Below are 24,618 nucleotides of genomic sequence, written 5' to 3'. Positions count from 1 at the left end.
CCGGCCCTACTTCGTCGGAAGTGCGGCGGCCCGCGGGTCGGGGCCGACTCCGTCGTGCATCGTCAGTGCCTGCCCGCGCCCCAGAGTGGGCCCGCTGCCGAGCAATTGGAGGATCTGCCATGGTGCGGGTGCCGGCGGTCCGAACCCCAGCGCCGACGCGGCCTCGGGACCATCGACGCCGTAGCGCACTCCGGTGTCGGCCACGAAGAAGACGCTGCCCTGGCGTGTACTCGACGTCGAAATGCCGGTACTGCGTACGAACCCGCCGCTACCGGGTGCCAGATAGACCTGGTCGACGGCGTCACCGCCCCCATCGGCCTGAGCCAACGCAACCGGTAGTGCACCGGTCTCGAGCGGCAACCCACGGCCGGCGGACTCGACCAGTCGAGCCGTCGGTCCGCCGTCCGCCACTGCGAGCGGCTCCCACGTCAGGCAGCCCACAGGACGCTCACCGGTATCGACTATCTCGGGAGTGGTCGCCGGGAACGTCGATACCTCCAGTCCGGACGAGGTTGTGGGTGCGTCCGCGAGCAGGTCGGGATTGACGGCTGCGATATCCGGACTGCCCTGCGAATCGGTGAATTTGATGAGTAGGGCCGCTGTTTCGTCGATCGCTTGGATTCCGTCCTCGAGTACCACGTAGTACTGGACGTCGCGCCCGGCGACCTTGACGACCGAACCGATCGTCCGCCCGTCGAACGGGAACGCGGGAGCCTCACCTGCTCGGGGAACGAACGGTGCTGCGATGGGTGGTGATTCGGGCACGGAGTTGAGCAGACCCGTACTGACCGGGGACGGTGTCGCGTCCTCGAGTCCGAGTGCGCGGACCACCGCCCTGTTGTTCAGGTCGACCGGCGATCTGGTGCCGTCGTGCACGAGATACGCAGTGCCGTTGGATGTCCAGAGGAACGCCTCGGACTCGGCGAGCGCAGCCGTGCTGTCGCCGTAGCGAGGACTGCCCACCAGCACCGTCGTCGAGGTCACTCCTGCGATCGGGTCGACGGTGTCGCAGACGGTCCACGACTGCGCGTTGCCGTCGCCGTCGTGCGGCAGCGCAGACGGTGCACCGGGAATACCCACCAGTGCGCCGCGAGGTCGTGACGACAACTCGGATTCCTGGACCGTCGACGGATCGTCCGGTTTGCCGACGATCAATCGAGCCGATGCGAGATTGAGCACCGGATGGAACACGTCGTCCACTTTCACGAACATCGCGCCCGAGTCCTTGCCGACCACGATCGATGCGTCGCCGATCTTGTCCTGTGGCCGAAACAGTGCCAGGGCAGCGCATCCCCCCAAACCGATGCATGCGATGACGACACCGACCAGCAGCGCTCGCGTCTGCGACCTCATCGGATCGTGCAGCATTCGAGCGTCGCGCCTGATCAACGCGTGTTCCATCCTGCGGACGAGGAAGCGGTAACCGCCGACCTGCCACTTCGTTGTCGGCGTCGACGCCACGATTCCTCCCCAGGACTGTGCAGACGACCCGATCCCCATTCGGGTCACGCGACACAGTACAGTTCGTCCGCACACCTCGGCGACCGTGTTGCGGTCGTCGATGGCTCTGTGACCTTCGGGGGGAGGGTTTCGATGAGGCGTACCGATTCGGCAGGGCGTAGGCGAGCCGCCGTTCCTTTCGTCGCACCCACGGTTCGGCGGGTGATCGTGGCCGAGACCGCAGCCGTGGCGATCGGTCTGCCGCTGTTCACGGCGCATATGCGGCCGTGGGCGGTGCTGCTCGTCGCTGCGGCGGTGGCGCTCGTTCCGTTCGTGGCGATCCGGCGCAGATCGGTCGTCGACTGGGTACGGTCCATCTGGCGGCTCCTCGCCGATCGTGTCCCCGCTGTCGGCGTCACCACGGAACACACCGGCACCGCAGACGGCCCGGTCGGGGTCCATTGGCAGCGCGACACCGTCACCTGCACCCTCGAGATCGTCCCGCCCCGGCACGCCACCACGGTCCTCGGCAGGGCGAGCGCCGCTACACAGCACGCACTTCCCGTCGATGCGTTGGCGTCGTGTCTGCGGCAGCACGACATCGAGGTCCGCGCGATCGACGTCGTCGCACTCGGCTGCCGCAGCTCGGCAGGTTCGGTCGCCACCGAGGTCTACGAGGGACTCATCGGTCCACTGCCTGCGGTAGCGGTGCGAACCGTCTGGGTAGCAGTGACTCTCGACTTGCGCGCGAATGCTCGGGCGATCGAGGTCAGAGGCGGAGGGAGAGCCGGAGCCGCCCGTACCGCTGTCGTTGCGACCACGCGGGTCCTTCGCGCTCTGCACGCCCACGGTCTGTCCTCGCGACTGTTGACGGGTTCCGAGCTTCGGTCGGCCGTGTTGCACCTGTGCCGAGGGGTCGGTATCGACGATCTGACCCAGACATGGTCGACAGCACCTCTGCCGGGTGCGTCGAGCACGGTGTTCGGAATCGATTGCAGCGCAATCACTGCCGAGGACATCGCCACCCTGTGGGCAACACCGTCACTCGGAACGACGATGTCGTTCCACCTGCAGCCGACCCGCGACACCGGGAAGGTGCGCGTGCGTGGGTCGTGCAGTTTCTCCGCCCGGACACCGATCACGAAGCCTCGTGTACACGCGTTGACCTCGATGAGCGCAAGTCAACGCGACGGCATCCTCGCACAGCTTCCGTTGGCCATACCCGTACCGAAGTCGTTGTCTCCCAGCCGAGTTCTCGATATCTCGTCGGTCGACGAGTTGTTGCTACCGGTGAGTGGCTGCGGCCAGCTGCTGGGATCCGACGCCGGCGGACACGGCGTCGCGGTCCGGCTGTTCGGACCGGGTCTGAGTCGGGTTCGGGTCGTCGGAGAGCTCTACCTCGCTCAGCAACTGCTGTTCCGCGCCATCGCCACCGGCGCCAGAATCCTCGTCCGCACCGACCGCCCCCATGCCTGGCGAGCGCTCCTCGACGCCATCGGTGCTCCCGATCGACTACTGGTCGACGGCACCACGTTCCGTTCCCGCACGTCGTACGACGTGATCCTCACCGACTTCGCCGACGGTTCGGCACCCCTTGCGCAACAGAAACTTTCGGGCGTCACCGTGATCTCGTTGTCCGAGCACGTGCCGCGGATCGGCCACACCGAGCAGGAGCGAAGCGCCCCGCGACCGGAACCGGATCTGACGATCGTCCAGCCCCATGCGTCGGGTGATCGAATTCGAGTCCGGTCCGGTCCACTCGACGTCGAGTTGACGCTTGTCACGATTCCTCAGGAGACGGCGTTCATCGGCGGGCCCCGGAGCCTGCGCCCCGCCGTACGTGCTTGACCGATTCTCAACCGGGGTAGTCGGCCCGCCCACGAGCGCCTGCCACCGCGTCCGCCCACCACTCGAGCTGGTCGAGAAGACGCCCGAGGCCGTCGACGGCGGCTGCGTCGTCGATGCGTCCCGACTCGTCGAACCGCTTGCGCACCCGATGCAGCGACACGACGTCTCGGACGGAGACCATGTGCAGTTCGGCGGTGATCTGCCGTAGCTGTTCGGTGGCTCGAATTCCCCCGCCGAGCCCACCGTACGAGACGAATCCCACCGGCTTGCCACGCCACTCGTACTTCACCGTGTCCAGGGCGGTCTTCAACGCACCTGGCACGCCGTGGTTGTACTCGGGGGTGACGAACACGAAGGCGTCGGCGCCGCCGACGGTCCGGGTGAAGCGCTCGGAGTCCTCGCACGGAACGAGCGAGTTCGGCAGATCGAAATCGGCCAAGTCGACCTCGACCACCTCGACGGTGGCGCGTTCGGCGGCAACACCTCGAACCCAGGAAGCGACGGTCGGTCCCACTCGACCGGCGCGCACACTACCGACGACGACGGCGAGCTGTATCGGCTTCATCGCTTCGACAGTAGACCCGGGGGCGTTCGGTCAGCCCTCTCCCCCACAGCAACCGTCGCCGGTGATCGCCGATCTCGCCTCGCGGGTGGCCGCGTTACGGGCGGCCAGTTCGTCGGCCGGTGGATAGTCGACTCGAACCAAGGACAAGCCGTGCGCCGGAGCCACGGCCACCTCGCTCGCTCTCTCGCGGCGCGTCAACAGCGACTGCGCCCAGTCGGGAGTTCGCCGACCTTCCCCCACAGCCTGCATGGCACCGACGAGACTGCGGACCATCGACCAGCAGAATGCGTCGGCACTGACGTACGCGGTGAGTCGATCGCCGTCGCGCTCCCAGTCGAACCGCTGCAGTTCTCGAACGGTGGTCGCCCCGTCACGTCGCTTGCAGAACGCGGCGAAATCGTGCAGACCGATCAATCTCGCGGATGCCTCCTGCACCGCACCGAGATCGATGGGCCTCGGCCACGAGACGACACCGGCCACGTCGAGGGGGTCGACGCCGTAGAGCGCCGTGCCGAATCGGTACTCGTAGTGCCTGCGGTACGCCGAGAACCGCGCGTCGAAATCACCGGAGACGGTGCTGATGGCTCGCACTCGAACATCGGTGGGCAGAAACCGGGCCATTCGCCGGACCAGCCTGTCGTGATCGACCGAAACGTCGACGGCATCGAAGTGCGCCACCTGACCCGTCGCGTGGACTCCCGCGTCGGTTCGGCCCGCCACGGTCAGCTCGATCGGTTGCCGCAGCACCGTGGTGAAGGCTTCCTCTAGCACTCCGCAGACGGTGCGGATGCCCGGTTGACGCGCCCACCCGGAGAAGTGCGTGCCGTCGTAGGAGATGTCGAGCCGAAATCTGGTGGGTACCGAAAAAGCGGGCCCGCCTTCCCCTGAGGGAATGGCGGGCCCGCTTCGATCGTGCTCGGAGCTCAAAAGGACTAGTCCTTCTTTGCTTCCTCGGCCTCGGGGGCGTCCGACGCGTGTGCGTCGTTGTCCTCGATGCCGTCGATGACTGCGTCGGCGTTGGCCACCTCGGCGTCGGTCGCGTCGGCTTCGACAGCCTCGACGACGTTCTCGTCGGTCGCGTCCTCGGCCGGAGCCTCGGTTGCGGCGGGAGCAGCCTGCGAAGCCTTCACGCGGCGTGCGCGATCTGCCTCGTTGGACACCGTCTGCTCGTTGACGAGCTCGATGATGGCCATCGGCGAGTTGTCACCCTTGCGGGGGACGGTCTTGATGATGCGTGTGTAGCCACCGTCGCGATCGGCGAAGAAAGGCCCGATCTCGGCGAACAGCTTGTGCACGACATCTTTGTTGTTGATCGTCTTGAGAACCTCACGACGATGCGCCAGGTCACCCTTTTTGGCGTGGGTGACGAGCTTCTCGGCGTGCGGACGAAGGCGCTTGGCCTTCGACTCGGTGGTGGTGATGCGGCCGTGCTCGAAGAGTGACGTCGCCAGGTTGGCCAGGATGGCCTTCTGGTGCGACGCCGACCCGCCGAGACGGCGGCCCTTGGTGGGCTTGGGCATGATGAATCTCCTAGTAAGAGCTCCAGCGAGCTGATTACAGCTGTTCTGTCTCGGCGTAGTCCTGCTCGGCACCTTCGGTGTCGCTGAAGGAGCCGGCGTCGGTGTCACTCCACGTGCCCGTGGTGGCGTCGTAGCCAGGCACGGTGCTCGGATCGAACGACGCGGGGCTGTCCTTGAGGGAGAGGCCGAGCGAATGCAGCTTGACCTTCACCTCGTCGATGGACTTCTGCCCGAAGTTACGGATGTCGAGCAGATCGGACTCGGTACGACCAACCAGCTCGCCGACGGTGTGAACACCCTCGCGCTTGAGGCAGTTGTAGGACCGGACGGTGAGGTCCAGATCCTCGATGGGGAGTCCGAAGGAAGCGATGTGATCGGCCTCGGCGGGCGAGGGTCCGATCTCGATGCCTTCTGCTTCGACGTTCAGCTCACGGGCGAGGCCGAAGAGCTCAACCAGGGTCTTGCCCGCCGAAGCGAGCGCGTCCCGCGCGGTGATGGAATTCTTGGTCTCCACATCGAGAACGAGCCGATCGAAGTCGGTGCGCTGTTCGACGCGGGTGGCCTCCACCTTGTAGGTGACCTTGAGCACGGGCGAGTAGATCGAGTCGACCGGAATACGGCCGATCTCGGCACCCGATGCCTTGTTCTGAACGGCGGGGACGTAGCCGCGACCGCGCTCGACGACGAGCTCGATCTCCAACTTGCCCTTGTCGTTCAGGGTCGCGATGTGCAGATCGGGGTTGTTCACCGTGACGCCGGCCGGAGGCACGATGTCGCCTGCGGTCACAGCGCCTGGGCCCTGCTTGCGGACGTACATGGTGACCGGTTCGTCTTCTTCGGAGCTCACCACGAGGCCCTTGAGGTTCAGGATGATGTCGGTGACATCTTCCTTGACTCCGGGGACGGTGGTGAATTCGTGGAGGACGCCGTCGATACGGATGCTGGTGACAGCAGCGCCGGGGATCGACGACAGCAGGGTGCGGCGGAGCGAGTTGCCGAGTGTGTAACCGAAGCCGGGCTCGAGCGGCTCGATGACGAATTTCGAGCGGTTGTCGGCGATGACCTCTTCGGTCAGCGTCGGGCGCTGTGAAATGAGCATTGTGTGTTCCTCCTGTACGGGCGTCCGCTATTTGACGCCCACGTGTGGAGGCGAAGACGCATGTGAGCCTCGCGGGGAGACTCACATGCGTGCCGCGCCTTACTTCGAGTAGTACTCGACGATGAGCTGCTCCTGGAGCGGCACGTCGATCTGTGCGCGCTCCGGCAACCTGTGAACCAGGATGCGAAGACGGTTGGGAACGACCTGCAGCCACGGGGCGACGGGACGGTCGCCGTAGCTTTCGCGGGCGATCTGGATCGGCAGCGTCTGAGCCGACTTCTCACGGACGTCGATGATGTCGTACTGCGAGACGCGGTAGCTGGGGATGTCGACGCGCTTGTTGTTCACCAGGAAGTGACCGTGCGTGACCAGCTGACGGGCCTGACGACGCGTACGTGCCAGTCCGGCGCGGTAGACGACGTTGTCGAGACGACTCTCGAGGATGGTCAGCAGGTTCTCGCCGGTCTTGCCGACGGTCCTGTTGGCTTCCTTGTAGTACAGACGGAACTGCTTCTCCATGACGCCGTAGGTGAAGCGAGCCTTCTGCTTCTCCTGCAGCTGGAGCAGGTACTCGCTCTCCTTGATCCGCGCGCGGCCGTGCTGGCCGGGCGGGTAGGGACGACGCTCGAACGCCTGGTCGCCTCCGACGAGGTCGACGCGCAGACGACGCGACTTGCGGGTGATAGGACCGGTATAACGTGCCATTTTCTAAACCTTTCCTTCCCGCTAGACCCGACGCCGCTTGGGCGGACGGCAGCCGTTGTGCGGCTGAGGGGTGACATCGGAGATGGTGCCGACCTCGAGGCCAGCGGCCTGAAGCGAGCGGATCGCGGTCTCACGGCCGGAGCCGGGACCCTTGACGAACACGTCGACCTTCTTGACGCCGTGCTCCTGTGCCTTGCGCGCAGCGTTCTCGGCTGCGAGCTGTGCGGCGAACGGAGTCGACTTGCGCGAGCCCTTGAAGCCCACGTGTCCCGAGGACGCCCACGAGATGACGTTTCCGGCGGGGTCGGTGATCGACACGATCGTGTTGTTGAACGTGCTCTTGATGTGCGCAGATCCGTGCGGGACGTTCTTCTTGTCCCTGCGACGCGTCTTCTGCGCCTTCTTCGGACCGGTACCGCGTGCTTTGGGGGGCATTACTTCGCCTTCTTCTTGCCGGCAATGGTGCGCTTGGGTCCCTTACGGGTACGCGCATTGGTCTTGGTGCGCTGTCCACGGACGGGCAGACCACGACGGTGGCGAAGACCCTGGTAGCAGCCGATTTCGATCTTGCGGCGGATGTCGGCCTGAACCTCGCGGCGCAGGTCGCCCTCGACCTTGAGGGACTCGTTGATGTAATCGCTGAGCTTGCGCAGATCGTCGTCGCCGAGATCCTTGCTTCGCAGGTCGGGGCTGACGCCCGTCGCTGTGAGGATTTCCTTGGAGCGGGTACGGCCGACGCCGTAGATGTAAGTCAGTGCGATCTCCATGCGCTTTTCGCGCGGCAGATCCACACCTGCGAGACGTGCCATGTGGCATTTCCTTTTCTTGTCCGGAGGTCTGCTCCCAGTCCGTCCCCTGTGTCCTTCTCACCGCTGGGGTGTGAAGCGTCTTTCAACCAACTCAGTGGGGCCCCGGCCTCCGTGCCGGGGGTATGCCGCAACGCGTGTGTCGCGGTTGGTGCTGGGAGGTCATCTTCTAGCTGTTGCCAAGCCGACGTGCGAAATGCTCGGTGGTTATCCCTGACGCTGCTTGTGACGCAGGTTGTCGCAGATCACCATGACGCGCCCGTTACGACGAATCACCTTGCACTTTTCGCAGATCTTCTTGACGCTCGGCTGAACCTTCACGTCGTTGATCTCCTGTGTGTAGCTCGGCCCGACTGCAGGCAGCGGCTCCGAGCATGGTTCCCCCCGACCGGACGTGGCCGGGGAAGCTCTTACTTGTAGCGGTAAACGATGCGTCCACGCGTGAGGTCGTAGGGCGAGAGCTCTACCACGACGCGATCCTCGGGAAGGATGCGAATGTAGTGCTGACGCATCTTTCCGCTGATGTGAGCGAGTACCTTGTGGCCGTTTTCGAGCTCAATGCGAAACATCGCATTGGGCAGCGGTTCGACAACTCGGCCCTCTACCTCGATAGCACCGTCTTTCTTGGCCATATCCTCCGCGATCCTGGCTCTCACACCTGGTTGATTGCATCTGTTTCCGTTACCGTGATGCCCACTGACCGACCCGAATCGACGGGCCGACGTGTCGCCGGAACGGTTCGCAGGCCACCAGGGCACGCGAACATCCGGTACGCAGGGCGCACCGTCGATCCATGTTACCGGGTAATGCACGTCTGGCCAAATGCGTTCCGCATCCATGCTCCGGGTCAACGGTTGCCCCAGTTCGATTTCCTGAGCTAGCGTTCTGCCCGGCTGTATCCCAGCCGCACAACACGGGCCGTCCCGCCTGCCCTCGCAGCGGCGGCCGTGTCCGCGACGACGACCACGAGGCACCCCTCTTGAGCTCAGGCACGCGCGCCGGCAACCCGGGCGTATCCGTCATCATTCCGGTACACAACTCCAAGGACGTTCTCGACGATCAACTGCGAGCTCTCGCTCGACAGGATTACGAGCATCCCTTCACGGTGATCGTCAGCGACAACGGCTCGACCGACGGCCTTCGCGAACACATCGAGAACCATTGCCTCCGTGGAGCGCTCGACCTGCAGTACGTCGACGCTGCGGGAACCCCGGGCGCATCGTTCGCACGTAACAGAGGTGCAGACGCCGCCCGCAGCGACCTGCTCGCCTTCTGCGACGCGGACGACGCGGTCCACCCGAACTGGCTCCGGCGCATCGTTGCCGGCCTCGACGAGTACGACATCGTGGGTACCGGTCTGGAGACGGAGACGCTGAATTCCGCTGCCGTGCGCGCATCGACACCGTTCGCACCGCCCTCGGATCAGGGCAAGTCGACATTCCTACCGTTCGCCATCGGTGCCAGCATGGCGTGCCGCAGATCGACCTACGTCGAGCTCGACGGCATGCTCGAGTACGTTCACGCCAGCGAGGACATGGAGTTCTCGTGGCGCGCACAGCACGCGGGGTATCGACTGCATTTCATCGCCGAACCACTGGTGTCGTACCGACTTCGCACCGGACGTCGGGAGAACTGGAAGCAGGCAGGCGCGCTCGGGTACGGATCGGCTCACGTACGCGGACTACACCGAGCACACGGCTGCCCGCCCTTCCGGGCTCGCACGATCTCCGTCGCCCTGCTGATGCTCGGCGTACGAAACCCACTGCTTCCCACTGCAGTGACCAGGATGCCGACTCGACTCTGGCTTCGTCTGGTGGCTGCGCATCTCGGACTGGTCCGCGGCGGCCGACGCTACGGATCACTGGCCTGGTGACCCTAGCTGGGTCGTAGTGTCAGGATCCGCGGCCCGTCCTCGGTGACGGCAACGGTGTGTTCCCAGTGCGCCGATCGGGATCCGTCGGTGGTCACGACCGTCCAGCCGTCGTCGAGAATGTCGGTGTCGTACGTGCCGAGGGTCAGCATGGGCTCGATTGCCAGAGTGGATCCGACGACCAGCTCCGGTCCCTTACCCGGCGCACCCTCGTTCGCGAGGAACGGGTCCATGTGCATCTCACGACCGATGCCATGACCGCCGTATCCGTCGACGATCCCGTACTTGCGGCCGTGCGCCTGCTCGGCCGCGTGGGTTCCGGATTCGATGGCGTGCGAGACGTCGGTGAGCCGATTGCCGGGAAGCATCGCGGCGATACCTGCCTCCATCGACAGCCTCGTCGCCTCGCTCAGCATCGCATCGGCTTCGATGATGTCGCCGACACCGAATGTCCACGCCGAGTCTCCGTGCCAACCGTCGAGAACCGCCCCACAGTCGATGGACACCAGATCGCCTGCGACCAGGAGCTCGTCCGCCGACGGAATGCCGTGCACCACACGGTCGTTGACCGACGAACAGATGCTGCCGGTGAAGCCGTGGTAACCGAGGAACGACGGCACCGCACCGGCGTCACGGATGACGGCCTCGGCAACTCTGTCGAGCTCGAGCGTCGAGACACCGGGAACCGCCGCTGCCCGCACTGCCACCAGAGCAGCGCCGACGACCGCGCCGGCCGCAGCCATGGCGTCGAGTTCGCCGGCACTGCGGAACGGCACGACCTTCCGTTTACGGCCGAATGCCATTACTTGCCGTGGTCCTCGATGGACTTCAGCGCGCGAGCGTTGACCTCGTCCACCTCACCGATCGCGTCGACCGTCACGAGTTGGCCCTCGTAGTAATCGAGCAGGGGCGCGGTCTCGTCCCGGTACACCTTGAGTCGGTTACGAATGACGTCTTCCTTGTCGTCCTCGCGTCCACGCGCGAGCATGCGTTCGACGACGACGTCCTCGTCGACGACGAAGGAGAGTACGGCGTCGAGCTTCGCGTTCAGGTCCGCCAGGATGCCGACCAGTGCCTCGGCCTGACCCACCGAACGTGGGAAGCCGTCGAGCAGGAAGCCGTTCACGGCGTCGGGTTCGGAGAGGCGGCTGCGGACCATGTCGACGGTCAGCTCACTGGGAACGAGGTCGCCTGCATCGAGGTACTTCTTCGCCTCGAGTCCGAGCGGCGTCTTCTCACCGATGTTCGCGCGAAACAGGTCGCCGGTCGAGATGTGCGGAACGCCCAGCTTCTCGGACAGGAGGACGGCCTGGGTGCCTTTGCCGGCACCGGGGGGACCGAGCAGAACAAGTCTCACTTGAGGAACCCTTCGTAGTTACGCTGCATCAGCTGGCTTTCAATTTGCTTCACGGTATCCAGGCCGACGCTGACCATGATCAGCACGGCGGTGCCACCGAAGGGGAGGTTCTGTCCTCCACCCGAACTGCCGATGTCGAGGAACAGGTTCGGGAGCACGGCGATGGTGCCCAGGTAGACCGCGCCCGGCAACGTGATGCGACTGAGGACGTAGTTCAGATAGTCGGCGGTCGGCTTGCCCGGACGAATGCCCGGGATGAACCCGCCGAACTTCTTCATCTCGTCGGCGCGCTCTTCGGGGTTGAACGTGATCGCCACGTAGAAGTACGTGAAGAACACGATCAGACCGAAGAAGATCGCGATGTACACCGGGTTGGCCGGGTTCACCAGGTACTCGTTGATGATGCGCTGCCACCAGCTCGGATCGACCGCGGTGCTGGCCGAGGTGAGCTGGGCGATCAGGTTGGGCAGATACAGCAGCGAGGACGCGAAGATCACCGGGATGACGCCGGCCTGGTTGACCTTGAGCGGAAGGTAGGTGGAGGAGCCGCCGTACATCTTTCGACCGACCATGCGCTTGGCGTACTGGACGGGAATTCGGCGCTGACCCTGCTCGACGAACACCACGCCGGTGATGATCAGGAACGCTGCGAAGCAGACGAATCCGAACACCAGCCCACCACGGCTCTCGAGGATCGAGTTGCCCTCGGAGGGGATACGCGAGGCGATTCCGGCGAAGATGAGCAGCGACATTCCGTTGCCGACGCCGCGCTCGGTGATGACCTCACCGAACCACATCACGACGGCTGCACCTGCGGTCATGACGAGCACGATGATGACGAGGCCGAAGATGCTCTGGTCGGCGATGATGTCCTGCTGGCATCCCTGCAGAAGTTGGCCGCGGGAGGCGAGGGCCACCAGGCCGGTCGCCTGCAGGATGGCCAGCGCGATCGACAGGTAACGCGTGTACTGCGTCATCTTGGCCTGCCCCGACTGTCCCTCCTTGCGGAGTTCCTCGAACTTCGGGATGACGACGGTGAGCAGCTGCACGATGATGCTGGCGGTGATGTACGGCATGATGCCGATCGCGAACACCGAGAGCTGGAGGAGCGCTCCACCGGAGAACAGGTTGATCAGCGAGTAGATGCCCGCAGAGTCTCCACCGGAGACCTGGTCGATGCATGCTCGGACATTGGCGTAGTCGACACCCGGCGACGGCAGCGTGGCACCGAAGCGATACAGGGCCACCAGACCGAGCGTGAAGAGGATCTTCCGTCTCAGGTCAGGAGTCCTGAGGGCCGACACGAAGGCGGAAAGCAAAGATCCTCCTGGCACGACTGCGTTGACGCTGCGAGTGCTTCGTCAGGAGCGCAACCGGCGCTCCTGTGAGCCTCACGAGCATGGACTGCAGGCGACATGCATCGCCCGCATCGAAACGAACTTCTGTGAACTCTAGAACTCTAACAGTGCGTATCGAACCGCCCGACGGTCAGTGTTGGACCCTGTCCGTTCGGTCGAGTACGGCACGTGGTGCCGAGGCAACGATGGCCGCAGCTCAGCTGCGAGAGCTGTGGCTGCGGCCATCGTCACGAACTGCTGCTCGATGCATTGCTACTCAACGCATCGGAGCAATGCTCATACCTCGGTTGCAGAACCGCCGGCAGCGGCGATCTTTTCCTTGGCGGAGCCCGTGAACTTGTTGGCCGAGATCTCGACCTTCACGGTCAGGTTTCCGTCGCCGAGAACCTTGACGGGCTCGTTCTTGCGAACGGCACCCTTGGCGATGAGCTCGGGGATACCGATCTGACCGCCCTCGGGGAACAGACGCTCGATGTCGCGCAGGTTCACGACCTGGAACACGACACGGTTGCGGTTGGTGAAGCCCTTGAGCTTCGGGAGCCGCATGTGGAGGGGCATCTGGCCACCCTCGAAGCGTGCCGGCACGTTCTTGCGTGCGCCGGTTCCCTTGGTACCGCGACCTGCGGTCTTGCCACGCTTGCCACCTTCACCACGGCCGACACGAATCTTCGTCGACTTGGATCCGGCTGCGGGGCGCAGGTGGTGCAGTTTGATGGTCATGGTTAGACCTCCTCAACGATTACGAGGTGGCGCACCGTGTTGACCAGTCCGCGGTTCTGCGGGTTGTCCTCGCGGACGACCGTCTGGCGGATGCCCTTGAGCCCGAGAGTACGCAGGCTGTCACGCTGGTTCGCCTTCTGGCCGATGGTGCTCTTGATCTGGGTGACCTTCAGCTGAGCCATTACTTCACCGCTCCTGCCTGTGCGCGTGCGCGCAGCATTCCGGCGGGTGCAACCTCTTCGAGGGTCAGGCCGCGGCGAGCCGCAACTTCCTCGGGACGCTGCAGACCCTTGAGGGCTGCGACGGTCGCGTGCACGACGTTGATGGCGTTGTCGCTACCGAGCGACTTCGACAGCACGTCGTGGACACCGGCGCACTCGAGCACGGCACGCACCGCGCCACCGGCGATGACGCCGGTACCGGCACTGGCCGGACGCAACATGACGACGCCAGCTGCGGCTTCGCCCTGGATGGGGTGCGTGATGGTGCCGGCGATCATCGGGACGCGGAAGAAGCTCTTGCGAGCCTCCTCGACACCCTTCTGGATGGCCGCGGGAACTTCCTTGGCCTTGCCGTAGCCGACGCCGACCAGTCCGTTGCCGTCACCGACGATGACGAGGGCGGTGAAGCTGAAGCGTCGACCACCCTTGACCACCTTGGAGACGCGGTTGATCGTGACGACCTTCTCGATGAAGTTCGACTTGTCCGCAGCGTTGCCGCCACGGCCGTTGTCACGACGGTCACGACCGCCACCGCGGTTGTCGCCGCGCTGGTTGTTGTCGCCACCTGCGTTGGGGCCACTGTTCTGTCCGGCGGGGCCGCTTCCGCCGTCACGCCGTTGACGTCCCGGCATCAGGCTGTCCTTCCGTTGTCAGTCATTGTCATCATCAGAACGTCAACCCGCCTTCACGGGCTGCGTCTGCGAGTGCCGCGATGCGGCCGCTGTAGTTGTTGCCGCCGCGGTCGAACACGACTGCCTCGACGCCTGCTGCCTTCGCGCGGCTGGCGATGAGCTCGCCGACCTTCGCACTGACCGCCTTCTTGTCGCCCTCGAGGGCGCGCACATCGGCTTCGATGCTCGACGCGCTGGCCAGCGTGTGGCCGGCGAGGTCGTCGATCAACTGCACGTGGATGTGACGCGAGGACCGGTTGACGACCAAGCGGGGACGCTCGGGCGTGCCGGAGATCTTCTTGCGAAGGCGGAAGTGACGACGTGCCTTCGACAGGCGACGCTTCGTCGAGACGTCGGTGCCACGCGGAGTGCGCTTGACGACGTTCGCCTTGTCTGCTGTTTGCTGGCTCATATCACTTACCCGTCTTTCCGACCTTGCGGCGGATCACTTCACCCTCGTAGCGGATGCCCTTGCCCTTGTACGGGTCCGGACGCCGCAGACGACGAATGTTGGCAGAGATCTGACCGACCTTCTGCTTGTCGATGCCGACAACGGTGAATCGCGTGGGCGACTCGACCGTGAACGTGATGCCCTCGGGTGCTTCGATCAGCACGGGATGGCTGTAACCGAGTGCGAACTCGAGGTCCTTGCCCTTGAGTACGACGCGGTAACCGACGCCGTGAATCTCCATCTTGTTGGTGTAACCGTTGGTGACACCGGTGATGAGGTTCGCGACGAGAGTGCGCGAGAGTCCGTGCAGTGCACGGCTCTTGCGCTCGTCATCGGGCCGGGTGACGGCGATGGTGCCGTCGTCGGCGCGAGCGATCTGGATGGGCTCGGCGACCGTCAGGCTCAGGGCACCCTTGGGGCCCTTGACCGCAACGTTCTGGCCGTCGATGGTGATATCGACTCCAGCGGGGACCGGTACCGGCAATTTTCCAATACGTGACATGGTGGTGGCCTCCCCTACCAGACGTAGGCGAGGACTTCTCCGCCCACACCCTGCTTGGCCGCCTGACGCTCCGTGAGCAGACCTGTGGACGTGGAGATGATCGCCACGCCCAGGCCGCCGAGAACCTTGGGCAGATTGGTGGATTTTGCGTATACCCGGAGACCGGGCTTGGAGACGCGTCGCACGCCGGCGAGGCTGCGCTCACGGCTCGGGCCGTACTTCAGATCGACGATGAGGGTCTTGCCCACCTCGGCGTCTTCCGTGCGGTAGTCGGAGATGTAGCCCTCGCGCTTGAGGATCTCGGCGATGTTCGCCTTGAGCTTCGAGTGGGGAAGCTTCACCTCGTCGTGGTACGCCGAATTGGCGTTGCGCAGACGGGTCAAGAAGTCTGCAATTGGATCGGTCATCGTCATGGTGTGACCTGTGCACCTTTCTCGCAGCGGTTCCCATGCAGCACGCGCGAGCTGGTGCCCCTGGATTCTCGAAAACCCGGCGGGCCTGGCTCGTCACATCGTGGGCCTACAACGAAGTGAACATGTCCTGACCGACTGTTGCCGGTCAGGGGTTGCGCTCCAAGCAATGCATCGCTGCACTGCCAGGTGTTTCGAGCTTCCGCATTTCGATGCTGACGTACGGAGAACTCGAGGTTGCGTTTCCATTGCAAGGACTCGCGTGCAGGCACGACGAAGCCCGGGCAACCGCTCTAGTGTAGGCATCGCGCACCCGAAGACCAAATCGCCTTACCATTGCGCGACGGCTCGGGTCCAGTCGGACACCCCGGCGTCCACTTCTTCGCTAACGTCGGACCATGACGGACTCGAAGGCAGTCGACATCGATCACCTCACCCACACTCTGCGTGACCGCACCATCGCCGGGGTGACGATCGGGTGGGTCGACAACAACGGCATCGTTCGATCACGCACCGTGCCCACCGCAGAACTGACCGCAGTTGCACGTCGCGGCGTAGGAGTCACCGCGGTGTTCGCGGTGTTCGATTCGCACGACGGGATCACCTTCGCTCACGAGGGACTGTCGACGCCGTCCGGCGATGTTCGGTTGATTCCGGTGATCGACAACGCGTCGAGCGTGGTTCCACTTGCCGGCCAACCGGGGCTTGCCTGGGTACACGGCAGGCAGCTCTCCGCGGACGGCTCTCCCTGGCCCTACGACCAACGCGCTGTTCTCGAGCGGCAGGTGCAGAAGGCGTCCGATGCCGGTTTCGAGGTGCGGGCCGGGTTCGAGATCGAGTTCGCCCTGACCCGGGAATCGGACGGACTGTCCGCCCATCGAGGACCTGCCTACTCCGCCAACGCGCTCCGCGATGTCGACGAATTCGTCGTATCGCTGCTGCACGCCCTGTCTGCGAACGGTGTGAGCATCGGTCAGATTCACGCCGAGTACGGCATGTCCCAGATCGAGATCGCGCTCGCGCCACTCGATCCCCTTGCTGCAGCCGATGCGCAAGTTCTCGCGCGGCAGACGATCCACTCTGCCGCCAAAGCTCACGGCCTGCGGGCGAGCTTCGCTCCCCTGCCCGCGTCCAGCAGTGCAGGCAACGGATGGCACCTGCACACGTCACTGGTTCGCGACGGGCACAACGCTCTCACCGGAGACGGAGAGCATGGATTGTCGGAGACCGGGCAGTCGTACATCGCGGGCCTGGTTCGAGAGCTGCCGGGACTCACTGCCGTCACCGCACCGAGTTCGGGATCCTTGCTCCGACGTCGACCCGGATACTGGGCCGGTGCCTTCGGGTTCTGGGGCGTCGAGAACCGCGAAGCGGCAGTACGGCTCGTACCCGGTTCTGCCCTCCTCGGTCCCGATCACACCAACGTCGAGTTGAAGGCGTGCGACGCTTCCGCCAACCCCTATCTGGCGCTTGCCGTCACCATCGCGGCCGGCATGTCGGGAGTGGCCGATTCGGCGACGTTGTCGCCACCGGTTCAGGCGGATGTGGGCGGCTGGGACGATGCCCGTCGCGACGCCGCCGGTATCTCACCACTCGCGACGACCCATGCCCAACAACGGGAGAACCTACTGTCGTCGGCGCTGGTCGCAGACGTGTTGGGCGAAGACCTTCTGGGCGCGTTCGTTGCCTGCCGGGACGCCGATGCAGCGTGGGCGGAGAGCCACACCGAGGACGAACTGCTCGAATCACTGCGCTGGATCTATTGACATGCTGCGACAGTTCCCCGGCGTCGGCGCAATCGTCTCTGCCCTCGACAGCGCTCTGCCGCAACCGGATCAGCTCTGCGGACCGTTCTCGGCATCGATAGCGTCGACGGCCGTCGTGGGCGACGACGCACCGGACGTGACTGCACTCGCGATCGCATCGGGATCCGCGATCTGGCCGGGCGAGACCGTCGCGGCCCGTCCGCCCGGAACGCCCCGGATCACCGACGGGTGGGATTGCCTACCGAGGGCCGCATCGATCGATGCGGCCGGGACCACAGCGTCAGGTCTTGCGACGGGCATCGAGACGGCGACCGAAGGACGCGTCGTGGTGGTTCCGATCGTGGGCCCCGGTTCCGACGGGCTCCGCCTGCTCCTGACCCGCCTGGCCGACGTGCAGTTCCGGTTCGGCCTGGTTGCGAATGTGCACACCGAAGACCTGACCGAATTCGATTGGAGCGTAGGACATTTCGTGACCGTCCTGGGAATGGACACCGTCGAGGACGTGGTTGCGATTGCCGATACCTATCGAGAGCTCGGAGTCGCGGGAATGCCGGCCGGATGTCGAACCGTTCCCACCGACACTCTCGCGTCTGCGATGTCCGAACGTGGCCTGCTCCTTCTCGTCGACAACGACGACCGTTCTGCCGCACTGGATCTGACTCGGTCACTCGATCTAAGAAACGATGTGTGGTCGGTCTGAGACGGGAGGCCTGAGCAAACGCGAAATGGGCGTGGGTTCCTTTCGGAACCCACGCCCATCAGCGTGGTGTGGTGAAGCCCGGAGGCCTCAGATCACCAGGAGCTCTTGCGAACTCCGGGAAGCTCTCCGGCGTGTGCCATCTCGCGCACGCAGATACGGCAGAGGCCGAACTTGCGGAACACGGAATGGGGACGGCCGCAGCGGTTGCAGCGAGTGTATGCACGCACCGCGAACTTCGGCTTCTTGTTGGCCTTGTTGACCAATGCCTTCTTCGCCATGGACTCAGTTCTCCTTGAACGGGAAGCCGAGGTGCTTGAGCAGCGCGCGGCCTTCTTCGTTGTTGGTTGCGGTGGTTACTACGGTGATGTCCATGCCGCGCGGACGATCGATCTTGTCCACGTCGATCTCGTGGAACATCGACTGCTCGTTGAGGCCGAACGTGTAGTTTCCGTTGCCGTCGAACTGCGTGCCCGAGAGGCCGCGGAAGTCCCTGATTCGGGGAAGGGCAATGGAGACCAGACGGTCGAGGAACTCCCACATGCGGTCGCCACGGAGGGTGACGCGTGCGCCGATGGGCATTCCTTCGCGCAGCTTGAACTGTGCGATGGACTTGCGTGCCTTGCGGATCTCCGGCTTCTGGCCGGTGATGGCAGCGAGGTCGGCAACTGCACCGTTGATCAGCTTGGCGTCACGGGCGGCGTCGCCGACACCCATGTTGACGACGACCTTGACGATGCCGGGGATCTGCATGACGTTCTCGTATGCAAATTCGGTGTTCAGGGCGTCTTTGATCTCGGCGCGGTAGCGCGCCTTGAGGCGGGGCTGTTCGCCCGCGATGTTTTCGGTGGTAGTCATCTCAGATGTCCTTCCCGTTCTTCCGGGAAACACGAACGCGCTTGCCGGTTTCTTCGTCGGTCCGGTAGCCCACGCGAGTAGGGTTGCCGTCCGAGTCGACCACTGCGACGTTCGATACGTGGATCGGGGCTTCCTGGGTGACGATGCCACCCGAGGATGCGCCGCGCTGGTTGGCGGAGACCGCAGTGTGCTTCTTGATGCGGTTCACACCCTCGACCAGAACCTTGGAGTCAGCGGGGTAGGCCTGAATGACCTTGCCCTTGGCACCCTTGTCCTTGCCTGCGATCACGAGAACGGTGTCGCCCTTGTGCACCTTCATTTACAGCACCTCCGGGGCGAGCGAGACGATCTTCATGAACTTCTTCTCACGCAGCTCACGGCCGACCGGGCCGAAGATACGAGTTCCACGGGGATCGTTGTCCGGCTTGATCAGCACCGCAGCGTTCTCGTCGAAACGGATGTACGAGCCATCCGGACGGCGACGCTCCTTGATGGTGCGGACGATGACGGCCTTGACGACCTCACCCTTCTTGATGTTTCCACCGGGAATGGCGTCCTTCACCGTAGCTACGATGATGTCGCCGATTCCGGCGTAGCGACGTGACGAACCACCGAGAACGCGGATGCAAAGGATTTCCTTCGCGCCCGTGTTATCAGCGACGCGTACTCGCGACTCCTGCTGAATCACTAACTTCTCCTTGACCTGGATGTACGTACGTGCCGGATTTCCGTCCCGACACGCGCGGTCGGCTGCTGGGTACGGGCACACGAAGGCACACCGCTGCCACAGGCAACCGGTCAAGTGTAGGGGAACGGGTCCCCGGCATCCAAATCGTCGTCACCGGGCCACCCGCCGTCACCTGCGCCCTTCGGGGCAATCGGTACGGTTCTGGGGATGGGACATCTTCGGATCGACGGGGCGCGGCGATGACGTCGGAGCGCGACGACACCGCGTGGTGGTCGAGTCTGCCCCTGGACCGGGTCGTGCGCATCCACGGGGTCACCGAGCGTGATCTCGCCGAATCCGTGAACCCTCTACCGGTGGACGCACCTGCGATCGTGTTCTTCGCGATCGATCCCACGACGGCCGATCGTGCCGTCGATCTCGTCGATGCAGTGGTCACGGAACTCGAGAACGCCGCCGTCGATTCGGTTCCGCTGTGGCTCACCGACTTCGACCATCACTCCGGCTCGTCGTCGTTGGATCGGCGCGCTGCTCGCGTCGCCGCCGCTCGGCTCGGTGCCGACACCGCACACTTCGGCCCCTACGTCGGGGCTCTGGCAAATGCAGCCGCCGCGGGGAGTGCGCCGCGTCGAGCCGCATTCACCGTCGAAACTCGCGCAGCAGGCTCGACCCGAATACTTGCCTCGGCTCGTCGAAGAAGCCTTGCTGCGCTCGTGTTGGTCGTGCCGGCCGGAACGGATGCCGGAGTCGTCGGGACAGCTGCGGAATGGCTGTGCACGCACGCCGGTGCAGCGGTGTGGGTGACGGGCGACGGGGCGTCGAACATGGACCGGTTCCGGTCCGTGGCGGTGCACGCGCCCGCCGTGCCCGCTGGGGTCGAGACCGTGGTCGATCGGTTCCGACCCCTGAGCTATCCGCCGATCGCGGGACATCCGCACCCGGCCAGCGATCCGGAGAAGCGCTTGTATCGAGCGCTGGACGTGCACGACTGGGCTGCGGGGCGGGAGCACAATCGTTCGATCCGGCTCGGCGAGCTCGGCCGACCGTTCACGGTCGACGTACTGTGGCGCACCGAGAAGATCGTCGTGGAAATCGACGGCAACGAGCACCGCGCCGTCGACCGCTTCGCCGAGGACCGCGTGCGCGACAACCAACTGCAGACACACGGCTACATGGTGTTGCGCTTCACCAACGCTCAGGTGATCGACGATCCGCAACGTGCGGTAGCTACCATCCGCGAGGCAGTATCGAGAAGACGATCGAAGGGGGATCCTCGATGAGTACCGAAGACCTGAACGGGACCGAGGCGGCAGTGCTGCTGGTCCTGATGGCCGAGGCAAGCCCGGTCAAGAACTCCGAACTCAAAGCGATGGGCCCCGAGCTCGCGAAGGCGTCCCGCGACAAGCTGAAGAACGCCGGTCTCGTCGAAGTGAATTCGTCCGTGCGACCGATGACTCTCGAACTCACCGACAAGGGATGGCGGGTCTGCGGCGAACTCATCGGTGGAGAACCACCGGCTCGATCGACCGGCGCGGGCAAGGCAATGTTCACCGTGTTGGCGGGGTTGCGACGGTGGCTCGATCGCACCGACGCCCGCCCGGCGGATGTGTTCTCGCCGCGAACAGAGGAGCCCGAACCCGTCGAGAAGACCGAGACCGCGGTCGACATCGAAGCCTCGATTCGCGCGGCCTACGCCGGGCTCGCCCGCGAACCCGGCAGCACCGTCCGACTGTCCAGATTGCGAAACGAATTGCGCGACATACCCAGAACCGATCTGGACGACGCTCTCGGGCGCCTGCGTCGCGCCCCGGACGTCTCGTTGATACCGGAGGAAAATCAGAAGACGCTGACCGACGAGGAACGCGCCGCGGCCGTCGTCGTCGGAAATCAGCAGAACCACCTTCTCTCGATCGAACCATGATGGGCGTTGAGTCGACGATGACGGACAGCGAGCAGATCCGAGCTCTCGAATCGGTGCGGCTGAGTTGGGCACCGACACCCGACGACGTGTGGCGTTCTCAGTCGAACGTGCACGTACCGGGGATGCACGAACGCGTGTTCCTCGAGGTGATGAACGCGTACGACGACGCTGACGCCTCCGACGACGCGAGTCCACTCGGAGTCGTCGTGCGCGGCCCGGCCGGTTCGGGCAAGACGCACCTGCTCGGCCAGGTGCGAGAGGAAGTACAGCTCAAGGGCGGGTACTTCTTCCTGATCAGGTTGCTCGACGCCGCCGGATTCTGGCGTTCGACGCTGATGGGGATGCTCGACGATCTGATGCGTCCGTCCGGCCGCGGATCGGACAGCCAGCTCGGGCTGTTGCTTCGACGGCTCTGCGAGATCGGCGACATCGCCGAGGATCAGCGCGCGAAGATCATGGGCGAGAGCATGATCGACGCGGATACGCTCAACGATTTCGTCACCGCGGTGTACAAGGTTCACCCGCGCCATCGACGGACGTCGCAGCACACGCTGCGCGCGCTCGTGCTGTCCATCGCCCCCGATTCGGCCGTTCAGGATCTGGGCGACGCGTACCTGCAGTCGATCGACGACGTCGATCCCGACGAGTTCTCGGCCTGGGGCATTCGCCGGGCCGAGCTCGGCCATCAGGGCATCGCCGAGAACATCTCGCGCCTGCTCGCCATCACCGGTCCGACGATTCTCGCGATCGACCAGATCGACACGCTCGTGGCGCAGTCTCGTACCGGGTCGGATCAGGAGTTCGCCGACGCGCAGGAAGACAAGGTCGTCGAACAGCTCGCGCACGGTTTGATGTCGCTGCGCGAGACCCTCCCTCGCACAGCCTCGGTGCTCTCCGCGCTGTCGAGCGCCTGGGAACTGATCGCCGCGCGCGGAGTCGCGCCGATGCGTGACCGTTTCCGAGTCACTCAGTCGCTCAAGCCGATTCCCTCGTCGGACATCGGCCGCCTGCTTCTCGGACGACGTCTGGCAGCATGCTTCCTCGAAGCCGGGTTCGTCCCTCCTCACCCCACGTGGCCGGTCGCGCCCGACGCGTTCGAGCAGGCTCCGGACTTCACTCCGCGCCAGCTTCTCATCGCCGTCGACCGGCACATCAGGCACTGCCTCGACACCGGCGTCGCGTCGGAGTTGGAGAGCTTCACCGACAGGTCGGGTCCGACCGATGCGCCGGACCTACCCCAGGCTCGGGTCGACGAACTCGACATCCTCGACGATCGCTACAAGCAACTGCGCGAGCAGGTCGACGTCTCGGTTCCACTGCGACCCGACAGCGAGGACTCGATCGTTCCGGCACTGCTGTCGGCGGGATTGACCGCGTGGATTCACGAGCATCAGTCGTCCGACGACAGCCTGGCCCAGGACCCACCGCCGAGCGGCAAGCCGGCGCTGCACGCCCGCCTGCGCCACACAGTCGACACCGATACCGACGACGAGGAGCACTGGTGCTTCCGCGCCGTGACGTCCGGCAACGCGCGGGCCGCGTTGGCCCGGGTCGAGCGGGCCGTGACGACGGCGGGCCTGCGCGTCGACATGCCGAGGCGACGGCTGATTCTGATCAGGAACGACCCGTGGCCGAACGGCGCGAAAACCGAGCAGACGATCGCGGCCCTGCACCGCGCCGGTGGCGTCGTGGTGCCCCTCGGGGACGAGGACCGCAGGGCGCTGGCGGCGTTGTCGATCCTGTTGGCCGAGAACTCCCCCGCGCTCACGTCCTGGTTGCTCGCACGCAAGCCGGCGCACGATGTCGAATTGTTCTCTGCGGTGCTGCCTGCAGTCAGTGTCGTGGACGACGACACCGCCCTCATCGAACCGGAAGCGACACCCTCCGTACCGGAGTCGTCGACGAGCCGAAAGCCGTCCATCGTCGTCGGTGCCGAGGTCAGCACCGGTGCCGATGTCGCCATTCCACTCGAGGCGCTGCGCAAGCACACGGCGATCTTCGCGGGATCCGGCTCGGGAAAGACCGTTCTGATTCGCCGGCTGGTGGAAGAATGTGCCCTACAAGGTGTTTCGGCGATCGTGCTGGACGTCAACAACGACCTGGCTCGGCTGGGCACCGCGTGGCCCGAGGACGAGAGGACGTGGCCACCGGGTGACGAGGCCACTGCAACGGCGTACCTTCGCGACACCGACGTCGTGGTGTGGACCCCGCGCAAGTCGGCCGGCCGGCCGCTCAGCTTCCAGCCGCTACCCGACTTCGCCAGTGTCGTCGGCGACGCGGACGAGTTCGAGGCCTCCATCGAGTCCGCTTTGGCCTCGCTCGAACCGGCCGCAGGTGTACTCGGGACGTCACAGAAGGCCAAACACGGTCGGGCCGTGCTGAAATCGGCCCTCGACCAGTTCGGTCGTCGTTCGCGGGGCGGGGATCTGTCCGACTTCATCGACCTGTTGGAAGAATTCCCCGAGGACGCGAGCGAAATGCGCGATGCGGTACGCATCGCTGCCGGACTGGCCGAGAATCTCAAGGCCGCCGCCGCGAACGATCCGATGTTCGCAGGCGCGGGCACGCCGGTCGACCCAGCTGTGCTGCTGACGCCGGCCGAGGGCAAGAAGGCTCGGGTGTCGGTGATCAACCTCGCGGGGCTGACCACCGACGAGCAGAAGCAGAGTTTCGTCAATCAACTCCAGATGGGGTTGTTCGCCTGGATCAAGAAGAATCCGGCAGGCGACCGGCCACTCGGGGGATTGTTCGTGATGGACGAGGCGCAGAATTTCGCACCCTCCGACCGGAGCACAGCGGCAACGCACAGCACCCTGGCCCTGGCGTCGCAGGCCAGAAAGTACGGACTGGGACTGGTGTTCGCCACGCAATCCCCGAAGGGCCTGCACAATCGCATCGCGGGCAATGCGTCCACGCAGTTCTACGGTCTGCTCAACAGTCCATCGCAGGTCGACGCGGCCAAGGAGATGGCGCGGGTCAAGGGGGGCTCGGTTCCCGACGTCGGACGCCTGCCCGCCGGTCAGTTCTACGCGGCTGTGGAAGGCGCCGAATTCCGACGCACCGCCACTCCCCTGTGCCTGTCCTACCATCCGAAGAGTCCGCCGACCGAGGAAGAGGTCATCGAGCTGGCGCGACAGCCCTGACGCCA

At 64.8% G+C, this 24,618-nt stretch carries 30 protein-coding genes; 7 read left to right on the top strand and 23 right to left on the bottom strand.

Translation table 11 applies throughout. The features are described 5' to 3' along the window. Positions 1-6: 6 nt before the first annotated feature. Entirely contained in the window at positions 7-1,500 is a 1,494-nt protein-coding gene (gene eccB / locus CH276_RS27180; protein WP_254924475.1) for a type VII secretion protein EccB, read from the bottom strand. A gap of 93 nt (positions 1,501-1,593) precedes the next feature. Between eccB and eccE the strand changes: the two genes are divergently transcribed. Further along, positions 1,594-3,288 carry a type VII secretion protein EccE gene (gene eccE / locus CH276_RS27175; RefSeq protein WP_094632397.1) on the top strand — a complete coding sequence of 565 codons (1,695 nt, stop codon included), beginning with the start codon at positions 1,594-1,596 and terminating at the stop codon, positions 3,286-3,288. Positions 3,289-3,295: 7 nt separating this feature from the next. Here the strand turns inward: eccE and CH276_RS27170 are convergent, their stop codons facing one another. The 9 genes from CH276_RS27170 to infA all read right to left on the bottom strand — a co-directional run bounded on the left by CH276_RS27170 (position 3,296) and on the right by infA (position 8,615). Continuing rightward, positions 3,296-3,853, bottom strand: a complete 558-nt coding sequence (locus tag CH276_RS27170) for an NADPH-dependent FMN reductase (RefSeq protein ID WP_032397525.1) — start codon at positions 3,851-3,853, stop codon at positions 3,296-3,298. A gap of 30 nt (positions 3,854-3,883) precedes the next feature. Further along, positions 3,884-4,780, bottom strand: a complete 897-nt coding sequence (truA, locus tag CH276_RS27165; RefSeq protein ID WP_094632395.1) for a tRNA pseudouridine(38-40) synthase TruA — start codon at positions 4,778-4,780, stop codon at positions 3,884-3,886. A gap of 5 nt (positions 4,781-4,785) precedes the next feature. Then, the gene (rplQ, locus tag CH276_RS27160; protein WP_032397527.1) at positions 4,786-5,373 is read right to left on the bottom strand and encodes a 50S ribosomal protein L17; all 588 of its coding nucleotides are present in this window, start codon (positions 5,371-5,373) and stop codon (positions 4,786-4,788) included. 34 nt (positions 5,374-5,407) lie between these two features. Continuing rightward, positions 5,408-6,472, bottom strand: coding sequence for a DNA-directed RNA polymerase subunit alpha (locus CH276_RS27155; protein ID WP_008718222.1), 1,065 nt, complete (start codon positions 6,470-6,472; stop codon positions 5,408-5,410). A gap of 99 nt (positions 6,473-6,571) precedes the next feature. Continuing rightward, complete coding sequence (gene rpsD / locus CH276_RS27150; RefSeq protein ID WP_032397528.1) at positions 6,572-7,177, bottom strand: 30S ribosomal protein S4; 606 nt, start codon at positions 7,175-7,177, stop codon at positions 6,572-6,574. Positions 7,178-7,198: 21 nt separating this feature from the next. Further along, the gene (gene rpsK / locus CH276_RS27145; protein WP_027496331.1) at positions 7,199-7,612 is read right to left on the bottom strand and encodes a 30S ribosomal protein S11; all 414 of its coding nucleotides are present in this window, start codon (positions 7,610-7,612) and stop codon (positions 7,199-7,201) included. Further along, positions 7,612-7,986 carry a 30S ribosomal protein S13 gene (gene rpsM, locus CH276_RS27140; RefSeq protein WP_008718227.1) on the bottom strand — a complete coding sequence of 125 codons (375 nt, stop codon included), beginning with the start codon at positions 7,984-7,986 and terminating at the stop codon, positions 7,612-7,614. Before rpsM ends, rpsK begins: the two co-directional genes overlap by 1 nt. Positions 7,987-8,190: 204 nt before the next feature. After that, a complete protein-coding gene (gene rpmJ, locus CH276_RS27135; RefSeq protein WP_025347279.1) occupies positions 8,191-8,304 on the bottom strand; it encodes a 50S ribosomal protein L36 in 114 nt (37 codons plus the stop codon). 89 nt (positions 8,305-8,393) lie between these two features. Beyond that, entirely contained in the window at positions 8,394-8,615 is a 222-nt protein-coding gene (gene infA / locus CH276_RS27130) for a translation initiation factor IF-1 (protein ID WP_005140011.1), read from the bottom strand. A 347-nt stretch (positions 8,616-8,962) separates the two neighbouring features. Between infA and CH276_RS27125 the strand changes: the two genes are divergently transcribed. Then, entirely contained in the window at positions 8,963-9,856 is an 894-nt protein-coding gene (locus tag CH276_RS27125; RefSeq protein WP_176459469.1) for a glycosyltransferase, read from the top strand. A gap of 2 nt (positions 9,857-9,858) precedes the next feature. Here the strand turns inward: CH276_RS27125 and map are convergent, their stop codons facing one another. The 9 genes from map to rpsH form a co-directional block, all read right to left on the bottom strand. Beyond that, the gene (gene map, locus CH276_RS27120) at positions 9,859-10,656 is read right to left on the bottom strand and encodes a type I methionyl aminopeptidase (RefSeq protein WP_032397529.1); all 798 of its coding nucleotides are present in this window, start codon (positions 10,654-10,656) and stop codon (positions 9,859-9,861) included. Beyond that, positions 10,656-11,210, bottom strand: a complete 555-nt coding sequence (locus CH276_RS27115) for an adenylate kinase (protein ID WP_032397530.1) — start codon at positions 11,208-11,210, stop codon at positions 10,656-10,658. Before CH276_RS27115 ends, map begins: the two co-directional genes overlap by 1 nt. Further along, on the bottom strand, positions 11,207-12,529 hold the full coding sequence (gene secY, locus CH276_RS27110; protein WP_032397531.1) for a preprotein translocase subunit SecY: 1,323 nt from the start codon (positions 12,527-12,529) through the stop codon (positions 11,207-11,209). The genes CH276_RS27115 and secY overlap by 4 nt, the downstream gene beginning before the upstream one ends. Before the next feature lie 315 nt (positions 12,530-12,844). Beyond that, positions 12,845-13,288: a 50S ribosomal protein L15 gene (gene rplO, locus CH276_RS27105; protein ID WP_032397532.1), complete on the bottom strand. Its 444-nt coding sequence runs from the start codon at positions 13,286-13,288 to the stop codon at positions 12,845-12,847. A gap of 2 nt (positions 13,289-13,290) precedes the next feature. Beyond that, positions 13,291-13,470, bottom strand: coding sequence for a 50S ribosomal protein L30 (gene rpmD, locus CH276_RS27100; protein WP_032397533.1), 180 nt, complete (start codon positions 13,468-13,470; stop codon positions 13,291-13,293). Next, positions 13,470-14,141 (bottom strand): 30S ribosomal protein S5, encoded by a 672-nt coding sequence (rpsE, locus tag CH276_RS27095; protein WP_032397534.1) that lies wholly within the window; start codon positions 14,139-14,141, stop codon positions 13,470-13,472. Before rpsE ends, rpmD begins: the two co-directional genes overlap by 1 nt. Positions 14,142-14,175: 34 nt before the next feature. Further along, the gene (rplR, locus tag CH276_RS27090; protein ID WP_032365631.1) at positions 14,176-14,592 is read right to left on the bottom strand and encodes a 50S ribosomal protein L18; all 417 of its coding nucleotides are present in this window, start codon (positions 14,590-14,592) and stop codon (positions 14,176-14,178) included. 1 nt (position 14,593) lies between these two features. Then, positions 14,594-15,133, bottom strand: a complete 540-nt coding sequence (rplF, locus tag CH276_RS27085; protein WP_032397535.1) for a 50S ribosomal protein L6 — start codon at positions 15,131-15,133, stop codon at positions 14,594-14,596. A gap of 14 nt (positions 15,134-15,147) precedes the next feature. Beyond that, on the bottom strand, positions 15,148-15,546 hold the full coding sequence (gene rpsH, locus CH276_RS27080) for a 30S ribosomal protein S8 (RefSeq protein WP_008718266.1): 399 nt from the start codon (positions 15,544-15,546) through the stop codon (positions 15,148-15,150). 395 nt (positions 15,547-15,941) lie between these two features. Here rpsH and CH276_RS27075 point away from each other — a divergent pair, with 395 nt between their 5' ends. Together CH276_RS27075 and CH276_RS27070 are read left to right on the top strand one after the other, a co-directional pair. Beyond that, positions 15,942-17,309, top strand: coding sequence for a glutamine synthetase family protein (locus CH276_RS27075; protein ID WP_094632391.1), 1,368 nt, complete (start codon positions 15,942-15,944; stop codon positions 17,307-17,309). Position 17,310: 1 nt separating this feature from the next. After that, on the top strand, positions 17,311-18,009 hold the full coding sequence (locus tag CH276_RS27070; protein ID WP_094632389.1) for a DUF6885 family protein: 699 nt from the start codon (positions 17,311-17,313) through the stop codon (positions 18,007-18,009). 92 nt (positions 18,010-18,101) lie between these two features. Here the strand turns inward: CH276_RS27070 and CH276_RS27065 are convergent, their stop codons facing one another. The 4 genes from CH276_RS27065 to rplN are packed head-to-tail and all read right to left on the bottom strand — an operon-like array spanning position 18,102 to position 19,552. Beyond that, entirely contained in the window at positions 18,102-18,287 is a 186-nt protein-coding gene (locus CH276_RS27065) for a type Z 30S ribosomal protein S14 (RefSeq protein ID WP_008718273.1), read from the bottom strand. Positions 18,288-18,291: 4 nt separating this feature from the next. Beyond that, positions 18,292-18,864: a 50S ribosomal protein L5 gene (rplE, locus tag CH276_RS27060; RefSeq protein ID WP_008718275.1), complete on the bottom strand. Its 573-nt coding sequence runs from the start codon at positions 18,862-18,864 to the stop codon at positions 18,292-18,294. A 1-nt stretch (position 18,865) separates the two neighbouring features. After that, positions 18,866-19,183, bottom strand: a complete 318-nt coding sequence (rplX, locus tag CH276_RS27055) for a 50S ribosomal protein L24 (protein ID WP_032397537.1) — start codon at positions 19,181-19,183, stop codon at positions 18,866-18,868. Continuing rightward, complete coding sequence (rplN, locus tag CH276_RS27050; RefSeq protein WP_032397538.1) at positions 19,184-19,552, bottom strand: 50S ribosomal protein L14; 369 nt, start codon at positions 19,550-19,552, stop codon at positions 19,184-19,186. 239 nt (positions 19,553-19,791) lie between these two features. On the opposite strand from rplN, the gene CH276_RS27045 reads away from it, so the two are divergent. The 3 genes from CH276_RS27045 to CH276_RS27035 are packed head-to-tail and all read left to right on the top strand — an operon-like array spanning position 19,792 to position 24,613. Then, positions 19,792-20,829, top strand: a complete 1,038-nt coding sequence (locus tag CH276_RS27045; protein WP_094632387.1) for an endonuclease domain-containing protein — start codon at positions 19,792-19,794, stop codon at positions 20,827-20,829. Beyond that, entirely contained in the window at positions 20,826-21,470 is a 645-nt protein-coding gene (locus tag CH276_RS27040) for a hypothetical protein (RefSeq protein ID WP_094632385.1), read from the top strand. The genes CH276_RS27045 and CH276_RS27040 overlap by 4 nt, the downstream gene beginning before the upstream one ends. Positions 21,471-21,487: 17 nt before the next feature. Next, positions 21,488-24,613 (top strand): ATP-binding protein, encoded by a 3,126-nt coding sequence (locus CH276_RS27035; RefSeq protein WP_094632441.1) that lies wholly within the window; start codon positions 21,488-21,490, stop codon positions 24,611-24,613. Positions 24,614-24,618 lie beyond the last annotated feature (5 nt).

It is taken from the genome of Rhodococcus sp. 06-470-2 (assembly GCF_002258235.1).
In the GTDB taxonomy this organism is placed as follows: domain Bacteria; phylum Actinomycetota; class Actinomycetes; order Mycobacteriales; family Mycobacteriaceae; genus Rhodococcoides.
The sequence above is the reverse complement of the archived record's forward strand: the minus strand, read 5'-3'. Positions and strand labels throughout refer to the sequence as shown.

Bases quoted from the DNA above. Each gene is read 5' to 3' on its own strand.
- eccB (WP_254924475.1), bottom strand. From the start codon at position 1,500: ATGGGGATCGGGTCGTCTGCACAGTCCTGGGGAGGAATCGTGGCGTCG.
- eccE (WP_094632397.1), top strand. From the start codon at position 1,594: ATGAGGCGTACCGATTCGGCAGGGCGTAGGCGAGCCGCCGTTCCTTTC.
- CH276_RS27170 (WP_032397525.1), bottom strand. From the start codon at position 3,853: ATGAAGCCGATACAGCTCGCCGTCGTCGTCGGTAGTGTGCGCGCCGGT.
- rplQ (WP_032397527.1), bottom strand. From the start codon at position 5,373: ATGCCCAAGCCCACCAAGGGCCGCCGTCTCGGCGGGTCGGCGTCGCAC.
- CH276_RS27155 (WP_008718222.1), bottom strand. From the start codon at position 6,472: ATGCTCATTTCACAGCGCCCGACGCTGACCGAAGAGGTCATCGCCGAC.
- rpsD (WP_032397528.1), bottom strand. From the start codon at position 7,177: ATGGCACGTTATACCGGTCCTATCACCCGCAAGTCGCGTCGTCTGCGC.
- rpsK (WP_027496331.1), bottom strand. From the start codon at position 7,612: ATGCCCCCCAAAGCACGCGGTACCGGTCCGAAGAAGGCGCAGAAGACG.
- rpsM (WP_008718227.1), bottom strand. From the start codon at position 7,986: ATGGCACGTCTCGCAGGTGTGGATCTGCCGCGCGAAAAGCGCATGGAG.
- infA (WP_005140011.1), bottom strand. From the start codon at position 8,615: ATGGCCAAGAAAGACGGTGCTATCGAGGTAGAGGGCCGAGTTGTCGAA.
- map (WP_032397529.1), bottom strand. From the start codon at position 10,656: ATGGCATTCGGCCGTAAACGGAAGGTCGTGCCGTTCCGCAGTGCCGGC.
- rplO (WP_032397532.1), bottom strand. From the start codon at position 13,288: ATGACCATCAAACTGCACCACCTGCGCCCCGCAGCCGGATCCAAGTCG.
- rpmD (WP_032397533.1), bottom strand. From the start codon at position 13,470: ATGGCTCAGCTGAAGGTCACCCAGATCAAGAGCACCATCGGCCAGAAG.
- rpsE (WP_032397534.1), bottom strand. From the start codon at position 14,141: ATGCCGGGACGTCAACGGCGTGACGGCGGAAGCGGCCCCGCCGGACAG.
- rplR (WP_032365631.1), bottom strand. From the start codon at position 14,592: ATGAGCCAGCAAACAGCAGACAAGGCGAACGTCGTCAAGCGCACTCCG.
- rplF (WP_032397535.1), bottom strand. From the start codon at position 15,133: ATGTCACGTATTGGAAAATTGCCGGTACCGGTCCCCGCTGGAGTCGAT.
- rpsH (WP_008718266.1), bottom strand. From the start codon at position 15,546: ATGACGATGACCGATCCAATTGCAGACTTCTTGACCCGTCTGCGCAAC.
- CH276_RS27075 (WP_094632391.1), top strand. From the start codon at position 15,942: ATGACGGACTCGAAGGCAGTCGACATCGATCACCTCACCCACACTCTG.
- CH276_RS27070 (WP_094632389.1), top strand. From the start codon at position 17,311: ATGCTGCGACAGTTCCCCGGCGTCGGCGCAATCGTCTCTGCCCTCGAC.
- CH276_RS27065 (WP_008718273.1), bottom strand. From the start codon at position 18,287: ATGGCGAAGAAGGCATTGGTCAACAAGGCCAACAAGAAGCCGAAGTTC.
- rplE (WP_008718275.1), bottom strand. From the start codon at position 18,864: ATGACTACCACCGAAAACATCGCGGGCGAACAGCCCCGCCTCAAGGCG.
- rplX (WP_032397537.1), bottom strand. From the start codon at position 19,183: ATGAAGGTGCACAAGGGCGACACCGTTCTCGTGATCGCAGGCAAGGAC.
- CH276_RS27045 (WP_094632387.1), top strand. From the start codon at position 19,792: ATGACGTCGGAGCGCGACGACACCGCGTGGTGGTCGAGTCTGCCCCTG.
- CH276_RS27040 (WP_094632385.1), top strand. From the start codon at position 20,826: ATGAGTACCGAAGACCTGAACGGGACCGAGGCGGCAGTGCTGCTGGTC.
- CH276_RS27035 (WP_094632441.1), top strand. From the start codon at position 21,488: ATGACGGACAGCGAGCAGATCCGAGCTCTCGAATCGGTGCGGCTGAGT.